This is a genomic window from Streptomyces sp. CNX435 (assembly GCF_059570575.1).
The window spans coordinates 197,971-210,686 of record NZ_JCANTA010000008.1 but is presented as its reverse complement, the minus strand read 5'-3'; the positions used below and the strand labels follow the sequence as shown (position 1 = coordinate 210,686).

Sequence of the window (12,716 nt, the reverse complement as noted above, 5' to 3'; positions counted from 1 at the left end):
GGCTCCTACAGCAGGTCTTCGTACTGGGGGCACAGGGTGTGGATCGCGTCCTCGGCGTTGGCGATGTCGCCGGAGCGGATGGCCTCCCGGGCCAGCTTCTCGTCCGTCGCCGCCGCGCTCTCGATCTTGGCGCAGGCCTCCTCGCCCGCCTCCAGGATCGCCGCCGGGTCCACGCCCTCGGGCACCCGGTCCTTCAGGTACGTCTTTTCCTTTTCGGAGAACTCGCCCTCCGCGGGCTCCAGGCCGGCCTCCGGCACCTTCTCGGTGCCGTCGTCCTTCTCCGCCTCGGGGCCGGGGTCCTTCGGGGCGCGGTCGCCCTCCTGCTGGGACGCCGGGGACTTGGCCGCCGCGTCGTCGTCTCCGTCGTCGCCGCCGCTGCAGCCGGCCAAGAGCAGCGCCAGGACCGTGGCCGCCGTCGCCAGCGCCCCACGTACCGTACGGGCGCTCATCAGCCCGCTCCGAACGTCAGCGTGAGCTTCGGCGCGTACGCGGTCTCCCGCGCCCGCACCCACCAGGCGTCCGTGCCGTCGCTGGTCAGCGCCACGTCCAACGTGTCGCCGAGCGAGCCGGCGAGCTGGGCGGCCGACAGCGACGCGGTGTAGTCGGTGTCCAGCTCCGTCGCGCCGGTGAACGTCCCCAGCACGGTGGACGACAGCCCCGGCCGGCTCGCGTACGTCACCGCCGACTCCGACCAGCTGCCGGTGACCGGCTGCACGCTGACGGTGTCCGGGGAGCCGGCGCTGGCGTCGGTCGTCGTGCGCAGCGTCAGCTTCGCGGACTTCAGCGTCATCCCGCTCGGCGCCTCCGGCAGCGAGAACCGCAGGTAGCCGAGGTACGGGGAGGTCTTCCTGGCCAGCAGCTGGTTGTGCGTGCCGTAGTTGGTGCTCACCGCCGAGCCGTTGACGTAGGCGTCCGCGGTCGCGGTGCGGTCGACCGTGGTCTGCGCCGGCGTGCCCGGCGTCGTCACCGTCACCGCCGCGGACTTGGCGGTGGTGTTGCCGGCGGCGTCGCTCGCGGTGATCTGGTAGCTGTACGTCGTGCCGGGCTCGACCCCGGTGTCGGTGAAGCTGCCCTGCGGCAGCGTCCAGAACGTCGAGTCCAGCGTCGGCTTGGTCGCCAGCGCCTCGCCGTTGCGGTAGATCGTGTACGTCAGCTTGCTGTCGTCGCGGTCCCAGCCGGCCTTCCAGCGCAGCCGCACACCGCCGTCGACGTTCGCCGCCGTCACACCGGTGGCGCCGGCGACGGGCTTTCGGCCGTCCGGGGTGCTCGCGAAGCGGACCAGGCCCTGCTGGAGCTTGTTGCCGTTGGACTGGATGCGGGTGAACTCGCCGCCGATCCACATGTAGTCCTTGCCGCCGCTGGACGACGTGACCATGACGCGCGGACCGATCTGCTCGGTGCCGGACGGGCCGTCGTCGGTGTCCGGGAACCAGGACAGCAGCGGCTTGGGGTTGTCGACGGACTCGGCGAGCATGTGCTGCCGCTCGTCCAGCTCCGGGAACTGGCCCATGCTGCCGCAGTTGTGCGCGTGCGAGACGCTGTACAGCACGTCCTTGTAGACGGTGACGTCTTGCGTCGCGCCCAGGCAGGTGTCGCGCCAGCGCTGCGTGAAGGTGCTGTTGAGGTTCATCGCGAGCCGGCCGTCGAAGACGCCGCCGCCGTGGCCCTCGTGCGCGGTGTAGATGCCGGTCTCGTCGATGTGGATGCCCTTGACGAGGGAGTTCCAGTGCAGCTCGTACGGGTTGTTCGCGTTGTTGCTGACGCCCTTGAAGGCCCGTACGGTCGATCCGGTGTCGGCGCGGACGACGGCCAGGCCGTGCACGCTGCTGTCGCCGTTCAGCCCGTTGAAGTCGCCGCCGACCACCACGTGCTGCCCGTTCGGGGTCTCCTCGATGACGCGGCCGGCCCGGTCCGGGCCCGCGTTGGCCTTCCAGGAGTTCAGCGCGCCGGTGCTCGCGTTCACGGCGGCGAACTTCACCCGGCTCTGCCCGCCGACGGTCTTGAAGTCGCCGGCCAGGTACAGCCGGCCGCTCGCCGCGGCGTCGAGCCCGTAGACCCGGGCGGAGACGCTGCCGGCGTTGAATCCGGACTTCACTGTGCACGAGGCGATGTCGATCGCCGCGACGCGGCTGCGGGAGGTGCCGTTGACGGTGCCGAACTCGCCCCCCGCGTAGAGCGTCTTGCCGTCGGGGGAGACGGTCAGCGCGCGTACGGTGGCGGTGCCGGAGCCGATGGTGAAGTTCAGCTTGCAGTCCGTCGGCTCGCCGGTCGCCGCGTCGAACGCGGCGAAGTTCGCCACCTTCGTCTCGCTGGTGCCGGCCGCCGCGCCGGGCGGGCGGATGGCGGAGAACGTACCGCCGGCGAAGACCACGCCGTCCGACTCGGCCATGGCCCACACGACGCCGTTGGTCTGCCAGGTCGCCAGGTCGTCGGCGGTCATCGCCACCGGCGGGGTCACCGCCTCGGCCTCGGGCGAGGAGTACGTGATGCCGGCGGATACCAGCGTGCCGGTCGCCAGCGCCACGGCCGCGCCGAGCGCTCCCCACTTCCGCGTTCTTCTGTGCTTGTGCATGTGCCCCCCTGGGCCGTCGTCCCCTGCGGCCGCGCGTCGCGAGTCCGGGGAGAGAATATCCGTTTTTACCTGTCGATTCTGACGGTGGCTCCGGACAGTTCGGCGTCGAGCGCCGCGATGTCCGCCGCCACCATGATCCGGGCCAGCTCGGGCCATTTGACCTGCGGCTTCCAGCCCAGCAGGTCGCCTGCCTTGGCGGCGTCTCCGATGAGCGCGTCGACCTCGCTGGGCCGCTCGTACTTGGGGTCGAAGCGGACGTACTCCGTCCAGTCGAGGCCCGCGGTGGTGAACGCGGCGTCGAGGAACTGGCGGACGCTGCCCGCCTCCCCGGTGGCGACCACGTAGTCGTCGGGCACGTCGCGCTGGAGCATCAGCCACATCGCCTCGACGTACTCCGGGGCGTAGCCCCAGTCGCGTACCGCGTCGAGGTTGCCCATGTAGAGGCGGTCCTGGAGGCCCGCCTTGATCCGTGCGACGGCGCGGGTGATCTTCCGGGTGACGAAGGTCTCGCCGCGGCGCGGCGACTCGTGGTTGAACAGGATGCCGTTGACCGCGAAGAGGTCGTACGCCTCCCGGTAGTTCACCGTCGACCAGTAGCCGAAGACCTTGGCGCAGCCGTACGGGCTGCGCGGGTGGAAGGGGGTGCGCTCGTTCTGCGGCGGCGGGGCGGAGCCGAACATCTCCGAGGACGACGCCTGGTAGAGCCGGGTGTCGATGCCGGCGGCGCGCACCGCCTCCAGCAGCCGCAAGGAGCCGAGGCCGGTGACGTCGGCGGTGTAGAGCGGGGCGTCGAAGGAGACCCGGACGTGCGACTGGGCGCCGAGGTTGTAGACCTCGTCGGGCGCCAGGTCGCGCAGCAGGTTCACCAGCGCGACGCCGTCGGAGAGGTCCGCGTGGTGCAGCACCAGCCGGCGGCCGGGCTCCTGCGGCTCCTGGTAGATGTGGTCGATGCGCTCGGTGTTGAACGACGACGAGCGCCGCACGAGACCGTGCACCGTGTAGCCCTTGGCGAGCAGCAGTTCGGCGAGGTACGAGCCGTCCTGACCGGTCACGCCGGTGATGAGGGCCGTCTTGCCCATGGTTTCCTTCCGCCTGATCATTCCGCCGGATGGCAGGATGCGTACGTATGACGCCCTCGAACGAACTGTCCCCGCCCGCCGGCGCTGACGGTCTCCCGCCCGCCGCCCGGGTCTTCCTGCCGCCCGGCGCGCGCGTCTTCGTCGCGGGCCACCGCGGTCTGGTCGGCTCGGCCGTCGCCCGCCGGCTCGCCGCCGACGGCTACCAGGTGCTGACCCGCACCCGCGGCGAACTCGACCTGCGCGACGCCGAGCGGACGGCGGCCTGGCTGGCGGCGGTCCGGCCCGACGCGGTGGTGCTGGCGGCGGCCAAGGTGGGCGGCATCATGGCGAACAGCCGCTACCCGGTGCAGTTCCTGGAGGACAACCTGCGTATCCAGCTGAGCGTCATCGCCGGCAGCCACGCGGCGGACGTACGGCGGCTGCTGTTCCTCGGCTCGTCGTGCATCTACCCCAAGCTCGCGGACCAGCCGATCCGCGAGGACTCGCTGCTGACCGGGCCGCTGGAGCCGACGAACCGGGCCTACGCGCTGGCGAAGATCGCCGGCGTCGAGCAGGTGCAGGCGTACCGCCGGCAGTACGGCGCGGCGTACATCTCGGCGATGCCGACGAACCTGTACGGCCCCGGCGACAACTTCGACCTGGAGACGAGCCACGTCCTGCCGGCCCTCGTCCGCCGCTTCCACGAGGCGCGGGAGGCGGGCGCGGAGGAGGTCGTGCTCTGGGGCACCGGGACGCCGCGCCGGGAGTTCCTGCACGTGGACGACCTGGCGGCGGCGTGCCTCGCGCTGCTGCACGGCTACGACGCGGACGCGCCGGTCAACGTCGGGTGCGGCGAGGACCTGACGATCCGCGAACTGGCGGAGACCGTACGGGACGTCGTCGGCTACCCGGGCCGTATCGCCTTCGACCCGAGCCGCCCGGACGGCACGCCGCGCAAGCTGCTGGACGTGTCCCGGATCAGGGAGCTGGGCTGGCGGCCGGAGATCGGGCTGCGGGACGGCATCGCGGCGGTGTATGAGCACTGGCTCGGTACGACGCGGGTCGGCGCCTGATACACACCACACCGCGGCGCCGGCCGACCCCGAAGGGCCACGCCGGCACCCCCCGTGGGCGGCTCCGTACCTCAATACGCCCCCCGGCCGTCGACGACCGCGCGCAACGTGCGGGCCATCACGTCCATGTCGTGGGCGAAGGACCAGTTCTCGACGTAGTTCAGGTCCAGCGCGATCGTCTCGTCCCAGGTCAGGTCCGAGCGCCCGCTGACCTGCCACAGGCCCGTCATCCCCGGCTTCACCGCCAGCCGGCGCAGCTCCGTGTCGCTGTACCGGGCGACCTCCTCCGGCAGCGGTGGGCGCGGGCCGACCAGGGACATCTCCCCGCGCAGCACGTTGAACAGCTGCGGCAGCTCGTCCAGCGAGCTGCGGCGCAGCACCTCGCCGACGCGGGTGACCCGCGGGTCGCGGCGGATCTTGAAGATCGGGCTGCCGTCGTGCTCGTCGACCACCGACAGCGCGGCCTTCCGCTCCTCCGCGTCCGGCACCATGCTGCGGAACTTCCACATGGTGAACGGCGCGCCGCCGCGGCCGAGGCGGGTCTGCTTGTGGAACACCGGTCCCGACGACGTGCACTTGACCGCCGCCGCGATCACCGCGAACACCGGCGACAGCAGCGCGATGCCGACGGCCGCGAGGGCGCGGTCGCTCGCCGCCTTCAGCGTCGACTGCGCGCCCCGCCGCAGCGGCGGCGCGATGTGCAGCAGCGTCAGGCCCGCCACCACCGACAGCCGCAGCCGCCGCTCGGCGACCTCGGCTATGCCCGGCAGCACCGCCAGCGGGAGCCCCGCGTCGTGCAGCGCCCACGCCAGCTGCCGCAGCCGGGCCGCCGGCAGCAGCGGTCCGGGGGCGGCGAGCACCAGCTCGGCGCCGTGCTCCGCGGCGGCGGCGAGCACCGCCTGGGCGTCCCAGCCCGCCCGGTCCGCGGGGACCGGGCCCAGCCGGGCGGCCTCCGGGGCGCCGCAGGACAGCGGCGCCTCGCCGACCGGGACGACGCCGACGACCACGTACTCGTGGTCGGTGCGCGCGGCCAGCCGGCCGACGACGTGGTCGGCGGTCGCCGGCTCGGCGACGACCAGCACGCGCCGTACCGCCTGGCCCTCCCGCCGGGACGCGACGAGGTGGTGGTGGAGCAGCTTGGCGGTGACGATCGTCAGCACCAGGCCGGGCAGCAGCGCGAGCAGGGCCGGCTGCGGCTCGGCCGCGCTGTCGGCGCCGTCGGCGGTGAACGCGCGGACGACGGCGAGCACGCCGAGCAGCAGGAGCCAGTCCTGCAGCAGCGGCACGACCGCGCCCGACTCGCCGAGCTGCCGCGCGGAGTAGCGGCGCCGCGCGGCCCGTACGGCGAGCCAGCCCCCGGCGGCCACCGCGGCGCAGAGCGCCGGATAGGACTGCCGGGTCGTGACGAAGACGAGCACGACGGGGATCGCGATCCCCGCCGCGTCGGTGACGAGGGCTGCCGGCAGATACCACGCCGGCTTCGCCGCGGCGGAGCGTACGCGGGTCCCGCGTCTCGGCTCCGCCGTCATGACCCCGGTATCGGCAACTCCGATACGCCGCATGTTCCCCCCTGGCACATCGCGACTGATGAGGCGCACGCGAGACCCTCCCCTGGTCGACGCGCGCCTATGCTCCCGGAACTTTAGGCCACATTTGCGTAGAACGGCCATGGTTCGTGCAAAAGGGCCCTAGGTGCAGCGAGCTTCACACCAGGTCGGCGCCGTGCAGCTCACGACATGAGACTCCTGAGGGGGGCGGAGGGATGTACGGAGTTTTCCGGCAGTTTCGATTATGTGCCGCGCGCGGTCACGCACCCCGCTTCCGTAGCCGGATCACGTTCCACGACACCGGCGGCAGTTCGGCTTCGAGTTCGCCGTCCGCGCCGATCCGGGTGGTGGAGACGACCTGCGGCACCACCCGCCCGGGGTCCGCCTCGGTGTTCGCCGCGTCGGGGTCGTCGTCGGCGAGGACCAGGTGTTCGAGGACCGCGTACCCGTCCGCCCCGCCGCCCCCGGCGCCGTCCGCCGCGAACCCGCGCAGCGCGACGCACAGCCGCAGCGGCTCGTCCTGGGCCCGGTTGACGGCCAGGATCGTGAGGTCGCCGGTCTCCTCGTCGTACGTCACGACGTGGTCGAGCGCCGGAACGTCGCCGTGGCGCGGCGTCTCGACGCGCGACGCCGTACGGTCCGGCTCCGTGCGCAGCACCGCGCCGCGCGCGAACCGGGCGGCCTGCGCGAAGGGGTGGAACGTGGTCTGCCGCCACGCCGGTCCGCCGGGCTCGCTGCGGATCGGGGCGATGACGTTGACCAGCTGCGCCAGGCACGCCACGGCGACCCGGTCGGTGTGCCGGAGCAGGGTGATGAGGAGGGAGCCCACGACGGCGGCGTCGGTCACGGAGTACGTGTCCTCGATCAGCCGCGGCGTCTCGGCGGTGGCCAGATTGCGCTCCCCGGGGAAGCGGGCGGCGTACCAGACGTTCCACTCGTCGAAGGAGAGCCGGATCCGCTTGTCCGCCCGCCGTACGGCGCGCACGTGATCCGCGGTGGACACCACGTCGGAGATGTACTGGTCCATGTGCGCGCCGGAGGCGAGGAAGCTCGCCCGGTCGCCGTCCAGCTCCTCGTAGTAGGCGTGCAGCGACAGGTAGTCGACCTCGTCGTAGGTCTCCTCCAGGACCTCGCGCTCCCAGGTGCCGAAGGTCGGCATCCGGGCGTTGGAGCTGCCGCAGGCGACGAGTTCGATCGACGGGTCGACCTGGTGCATGGCCTTGCCGGCCTCGGCCGCCAGCCTGCCGTACTCGCGCGCCGACTTGTGCCCGGTCTGCCACGGGCCGTCCATCTCGTTGCCCAGGCACCACAGTCGCACGCCGTGCGGCTCGGCGACGCCGTGCTTGATCCGCAGGTCGGACCAGGCGGTGCCGCCCGGGTGGTTGACGTACTCGACGAGCGCGCGGGCGGCGTCGATGCCGCGGGTGCCGAGGTTGACGGCCATCATCGGCTCCAGACCCAGCCCCCGGGCCCAGGTCAGGAACTCGTTCGTGCCCACCTCGTTGGTCTCCACCGACCGCCAGGCGAGGTCCAGCCGGCGCGGCCGCTCGGCCACCGGCCCGACGCCGTCCTCCCAGTGGTAGCCGGAGACGAAGTTGCCGCCTGGGTAGCGGACGAGGCCGGTGCCCAGCTCCCGGACCAGCTCGGCGACGTCGCCGCGGAAGCCGGCGGGGTCGGCGGTGGGGTGGCCGGGCTCGTAGATGCCGGTGTAGACGCAGCGGCCCATGTGCTCGACGAACGTTCCGTACAGGCGCGGGTCCACCTCGCCGATGACGAACTCGGGGTCGACGGTGAACCTGGCGGTGTGCGGCATGCGGTGCCTTTCTCGGGGGGTTGTCGGGGCGAGTGCCGGCGGTACGGGGCTACTTCAGGCCCGTACCGGCGATGCCCTCGACGATGCGGCGCTGGAAGAGCGAGAAGACGACGAGCAGCGGGATGGCGCCCAGCACGGCGGAGGCCATGAGCTGCGCGTACGGGATGCCGAAGGCGTCCTGTACGGAGTTGAGCCCGACGGGCAGCGTCATCATCTCCGGGTCGGTGACCACCAGCAGCGGCCACAGGAAGTTGTTCCACACCTGCACGAACACGAAGATCGTCACGGCGGACACGGCGGGCCGGGACACGGGCATCACGATCTGCCAGTACGTGCGCAGCCAGCCGGCGCCGTCGGCGCGCGCGGCCTCGATCAGCTCCTTGGGGATGCCGTCGAAGAACTGCTTGAAGACGAAGACGGCGACCACGTTCGGCACCTGCGGCAGGACCACGCCCCAGTACGTGTTGAGCAGGCCCACCTCCTGCAGCGCGAGGAACTGCGGGATCATCAGCACCTGCATCGGGACCATGATCCCGGCGAGCAGCAGCAGGAACACCCCGCGGCTGAAGCGGAACCGCACCTGGGAGAGCCCGAAGGCGGCGAGCGAGGCGGTGACGACGGTGAGCACCGTGGTCAGCAGCGAGACGATGAAGCTGTTGGCGTACCAGTAGGGCAGCTTGCCCTTGTCGAAGAGGTCCTCGTACGCCGCGAACGTGGGGTTGGAGGAGAACCACGACGTCGGGTCGACGGCTATCTCGTCGGCCGGCCGGAGGGATATCGCCGTCGCGAACAGCAGCGGCACCAGCCACAGCAGGGCGAAGGCGATGAGGACGCCGAGCGAGACGCGGTTGAAGAGCTTCTCGGCGTCGTAGCGGCGCCCGGACGCGGGGGCGGCGGCGTCCGCGCGGGCGGGCGCGGCGGCGGTGGCGGTGGCGGCGGGGCCTTCTTTGGTGTGGGCCATGGCTCAGCTCTCCTTCTCTGCCCGGCGGACGAGGAAGAACCAGACCAGGGAGATCAGCAGGATGACGAGGAAGAGGAAGAGGGAGACGACCGAGGCGTAGCCGGTGCGGCCGTCGGTGAAGCCGGTGTCGACGATGTAGTGCAGCGTCGGCCGGGTGGATCCGTCGGGGCCGCCGCCGGTCATCATGTAGATCTGGTCGAAGACCTTCAGCGAGGCGACGATCTGGAGCACGGTGACGAGCGTCGTCGTCCGCCCCAGCATGGGGATGACCACGTGCCGGATCCGCTGCCAGGGCCCGGCGCCGTCGATCGCGGCGGCCTCGTGCACGTCCCGGGGGATCTCCTGGAGCCCGGCGAGGTAGAGCACGAAGTTGAAGCCGATGGTCCACCAGACGGTGACGCCGGCGATCGACCACATCGCCCAGCTCGGGTCGCCCAGCCAGGACGGCGGGGTGTCGACGCCGAGGTTCTTCAGCCAGTCCTGGGCGAGGCCGGTCTGGTCGGCGAGCACGCCCCACATGAAGATCAGCGAGACGGACGCGGACGGGATCACGTACGGCGCGAAGAAGGCGAAGCGGATGAACCACCGGCCGCGTACGAACCGGTCGGCGAGGATCGCCAGCGTCAGCGACAGCAGCACCAGCGGGATGGTGGTGAGCACGGTGAACCACAGCGTGTGCTTCAGCGTGCGCCAGAACTCGGGGTCGTTGAGCACGTCCGCGTAGTTGGTGAAGCCGACCCAGCTGCCGAAGCCGTCGCGCAGCAGGCTGCCGTTGAAGAAGCCCGCCACGAAGGTGTAAATCAGCGGGCCGACCAGGAAAACGAGGAAGAAGAGCGCGAACGGCGCGATCAGGGCCGGGCCCGCGAGCCGTCCGCGGACGGTGCCGACGGCGCCTTGGCGGTCGGGGGTGAGGGCGCCGGTGCCGGCTGTACTCGCCACGGGGATGCCTTTCGGTTGCGGGGGTGTGTCGGCGGCGGGGTTCAGATCGGGGACTCGACGTCCGCGAGCGTGCGCAGTGCGCTGCGGACCCGTTCCGCGGTGGCCCTCGGGCTCGCCCGGCCGGTGAGCGCGGCGGTGACGGCGTCGCCCACGTCGTTCTGCAGGTTGCTGCCCGCGCCGCCGTACCAGGCGACGGGGTCGTACACGGCGCCCTCGGCGGCGGCGGTGTAGTGGGACTGGGGAGTCAGCTCCCGGTACGCGGTCGAGCGCTGGGTCGGCAGCCACGCGGGGACGTGGCCGCCCTCCGCCCAGAGCTTGCTGGAGTCCAGCAGGGAGGCGGCGAACTCCAGCGAGAGGTCGAGGCGTGCGTCGTCCTGCTTCGGCGGCCGGGGCAGCACCAGGGCGTGGCTGTCGGCGAAGCAGGCGTACGGGGCGTCGGAGAAGATCCGCGGCAGCGGCCGCATGTCGAACTTCACCCCCGCCTCCAGGACGGCGATGATCTGCCAGACGCCGTCCATCAGGAACCCGGCCTCGCCGTTGGTGAGCAGTGTGATGGCGGCCTGCTGGTTCGCGCCGGTGGGGATCAGCTTCTCCTTGCCGAGGCGCTGGATGTACGCGAGCGCCTCCTCGGCGGCGTCGAGGTCGACCTGCACGGTGGCGCCGGCGTCGGCGACCAGCGGCCGGCCGCCGAGCTGGGTGTAGAAGGACAGGAAGAGGCGGAACTGCGTGGCCGTGTCCTTGACCGAGGCGACCGAGCCGCCCCAGACGCCGGTGACCTCCTTCGCCGCCCGCAGCGCGTCGGCGTACTTGTCGGGGCCGTCGATGTCGACCAGTTCGCCGCCGTCGAGCAGGCCCGCCTTCTCGGCGATGTCGGTGCGGAAGTACAGGGCGAAGGGGTGGGTGTCGAGGGGGATGCCGTAGAGGCGTTCGTCGACGTGGGACTTGCGCCACGGCTTGGCGTCGAACTTCTCCGGCGTCATGCCCTGCTCGGCGAGGGCGTCCGGCGGCAGTTCGGTGAGCAGCCCGGCCTGGGCGAGCACCGGCAGCTTCGACAGGTGCGCGATGGCGACGTGCGGGGGGCGGTCGCCGACGGTGGCGAGGCTGAGCTTGGTGTAGTACGGGTTGCCCCAGACGAAGGTGGTGGCCCGCAGGGAGTTCTCCGGGTGCGCCTTCTCGTACTCCTCCTGCATGGCGACCATGCGTTCGCCGTCGCCGCCGGTGAACGGGTTCCAGAAGTTGAGCCGGTCCGCGGGGGGTTCGCCGCCGGTGAAGCCCTGGGCGATGGTCGAGCCGCAGCCGCTGAGCGCGGCGGTGGCGGCGGCGCCGGCGGCGAGGCCGGCGGTGCCGCGCAGCAGGGCGCGGCGGGAGGGGGCAGGTCCGCCGGCCGCACGGCCGGGGGAGGTGGGGCGTCGGAGCATGGCGGATGTCCCTTTCCGCGGCGAACTTGTACAACGTTGTAATGGGTTCTTGGTGCAACGTTGTATATCGCCTCGCGCACGCCGTCAACAGCCTGCGCAGGAAGGCGTAGGGTGTGCGCAGCCAGAACCGCGGAGGAATCGGGAGGAAGCCGTGTCCGGGGCCCGCCTCAAGGACGTCGCAGAGCGCGCCGGTGTGTCTATCAAGACCGTCTCGAACGTCGTCCGCGGCGCCGCGCGCGTCGCCGAGCCGACCCGCGAGCGCGTCCTGCGGGCCATCGAGGAACTCGGCTACCGCCCCCACGCCTCCGCCCGCCACCTGCGCACCGGCCGCAGCGGAGTCATCGCGCTGGCCGTCCCCGAACTCGTCGCGCCCTACTTCGCGGAGCTGGCCACCTGTGTCATCGCCGCCGCCAAGGAGAGCGGGCAGACCGTCCTCATCGAGGTCACCGACGGCGACCCGGCCGAGGAGCTGCGCGTCGCCTGCGGACTGAGCGACCCGCTCATCGACGGCGTGCTCCTCAGCCCGCTGGGCCTGGACCAGACGGCGCTGGCCGCCCGCGAACGCCGCGTCCCGCTGGTGCTGTTGGGCGAGCGCGACTACGAGATCGCCGCCGACCACGTGCTCATCGACAACGTCGCCGCCGCCCGCGACGCCACCCGGCACCTCGTCGGCCTCGGCCGCCGCCGTATCGGCGTCGTCGGCTGGCAGCACGGAGACGCCCCCACCGCCACCGCCCAGCAGCGCATGCAGGGCCACCGCGAGGCGCTGGCCGAGGCCGGTCTCGCGTACGACCCGGCGCTGGCGCCCGCCGTGGGCGCGTACACCCGCGCGGGCGGCGCGGCGGCGATGCGGGAGCTGCGCGCGCTGCCGCAGCCGCCGGACGCGGTGTTCTGCTTCACCGACATGCTGGCGTCGGGCGCGATGCGCGTCGCGCACGACGAGGGGCTGGCGATCCCGGAGGACCTGGCGGTCGTCGGCTTCGACGACATCCAGGAGGCGCGGTACATGGTGCCGTCGCTGACCAGCGTGGCGCCGGACAAGCAGGAGCTGGCCAGGCTGGCGGTGAAGGCGCTGCTGGCACGGATAGAGGGCCAGGCGGAGGCGCCGCCGACGACGCTGCTGGCGGGGTACGAACTGGCGCTGCGCGAGTCGACGGAGCTCTCGCCGAGCGGGCGATAGCGGGGTCGGCGGTGCTCTCGCCGAGCGGGCGGTAGCGGGGTCGGGGGGGGTCGGTTCAGGCACGGGGGCCGGCTGGGACCGCGGGCTGGCGGTGCGGGCGGCTGCGGGGTGCGGGCGTTGCGGTCGGCTGCGGCGGGCGCGGGGTGCGCTCGGGG

10 protein-coding genes are annotated in these 12,716 nt (G+C 72.2%); 2 read left to right on the top strand and 8 right to left on the bottom strand.

What is annotated here, in order from left to right; all coding sequences use genetic code 11:
* Positions 1–5 precede the first annotated feature (5 nt).
* The 3 genes from T328_RS16590 to gmd all read right to left on the bottom strand — a co-directional run bounded on the left by T328_RS16590 (position 6) and on the right by gmd (position 3,651).
* A complete protein-coding gene (locus T328_RS16590; RefSeq protein ID WP_496496822.1) occupies positions 6–449 on the bottom strand; it encodes a hypothetical protein in 444 nt (147 codons plus the stop codon).
* Entirely contained in the window at positions 449–2,572 is a 2,124-nt protein-coding gene (locus T328_RS16585) for a CBM96 family carbohydrate-binding protein (protein WP_496496821.1), read from the bottom strand. Before T328_RS16585 ends, T328_RS16590 begins: the two co-directional genes overlap by 1 nt.
* Positions 2,573–2,637: 65 nt before the next feature.
* Positions 2,638–3,651, bottom strand: a complete 1,014-nt coding sequence (gene gmd / locus T328_RS16580) for a GDP-mannose 4,6-dehydratase (protein ID WP_496496820.1) — start codon at positions 3,649–3,651, stop codon at positions 2,638–2,640.
* A 47-nt stretch (positions 3,652–3,698) separates the two neighbouring features.
* On the opposite strand from gmd, the gene T328_RS16575 reads away from it, so the two are divergent.
* Positions 3,699–4,703, top strand: coding sequence for a GDP-L-fucose synthase family protein (locus T328_RS16575; RefSeq protein WP_496496819.1), 1,005 nt, complete (start codon positions 3,699–3,701; stop codon positions 4,701–4,703).
* A gap of 71 nt (positions 4,704–4,774) precedes the next feature.
* Here T328_RS16575 and T328_RS16570 read toward each other — a convergent pair whose 3' ends face one another.
* The 5 genes from T328_RS16570 to T328_RS16550 form a co-directional block, all read right to left on the bottom strand.
* A complete protein-coding gene (locus T328_RS16570) occupies positions 4,775–6,232 on the bottom strand; it encodes a sugar transferase (protein ID WP_496496818.1) in 1,458 nt (485 codons plus the stop codon).
* A gap of 277 nt (positions 6,233–6,509) precedes the next feature.
* Entirely contained in the window at positions 6,510–8,063 is a 1,554-nt protein-coding gene (gene arfA, locus T328_RS16565; protein ID WP_496496817.1) for an arabinosylfuranosidase ArfA, read from the bottom strand.
* Between the two features lie 49 nt (positions 8,064–8,112).
* Positions 8,113–9,024 carry a carbohydrate ABC transporter permease gene (locus tag T328_RS16560; protein ID WP_496496816.1) on the bottom strand — a complete coding sequence of 304 codons (912 nt, stop codon included), beginning with the start codon at positions 9,022–9,024 and terminating at the stop codon, positions 8,113–8,115.
* Positions 9,025–9,027: 3 nt separating this feature from the next.
* Positions 9,028–9,963, bottom strand: a complete 936-nt coding sequence (locus T328_RS16555) for a carbohydrate ABC transporter permease (RefSeq protein ID WP_496496815.1) — start codon at positions 9,961–9,963, stop codon at positions 9,028–9,030.
* A 41-nt stretch (positions 9,964–10,004) separates the two neighbouring features.
* Positions 10,005–11,381 (bottom strand): extracellular solute-binding protein, encoded by a 1,377-nt coding sequence (locus tag T328_RS16550; protein WP_496496814.1) that lies wholly within the window; start codon positions 11,379–11,381, stop codon positions 10,005–10,007.
* Positions 11,382–11,532: 151 nt separating this feature from the next.
* On the opposite strand from T328_RS16550, the gene T328_RS16545 reads away from it, so the two are divergent.
* A complete protein-coding gene (locus T328_RS16545) occupies positions 11,533–12,561 on the top strand; it encodes a LacI family DNA-binding transcriptional regulator (protein ID WP_496496813.1) in 1,029 nt (342 codons plus the stop codon).
* Positions 12,562–12,716: the final 155 nt, after the last annotated feature.

Coding starts and splice junctions, on each gene's coding strand:
- T328_RS16575 (WP_496496819.1), top strand. CDS start 3,699: ATGACGCCCTCGAACGAACTGTCCCCGCCCGCCGGCGCTGACGGTCTC.
- T328_RS16570 (WP_496496818.1), bottom strand. CDS start 6,232: ATGACGGCGGAGCCGAGACGCGGGACCCGCGTACGCTCCGCCGCGGCG.
- T328_RS16550 (WP_496496814.1), bottom strand. CDS start 11,381: ATGCTCCGACGCCCCACCTCCCCCGGCCGTGCGGCCGGCGGACCTGCC.
- arfA (WP_496496817.1), bottom strand. CDS start 8,063: ATGCCGCACACCGCCAGGTTCACCGTCGACCCCGAGTTCGTCATCGGC.
- gmd (WP_496496820.1), bottom strand. CDS start 3,651: ATGGGCAAGACGGCCCTCATCACCGGCGTGACCGGTCAGGACGGCTCG.
- T328_RS16560 (WP_496496816.1), bottom strand. CDS start 9,024: ATGGCCCACACCAAAGAAGGCCCCGCCGCCACCGCCACCGCCGCCGCG.
- T328_RS16590 (WP_496496822.1), bottom strand. CDS start 449: ATGAGCGCCCGTACGGTACGTGGGGCGCTGGCGACGGCGGCCACGGTC.
- T328_RS16585 (WP_496496821.1), bottom strand. CDS start 2,572: ATGCACAAGCACAGAAGAACGCGGAAGTGGGGAGCGCTCGGCGCGGCC.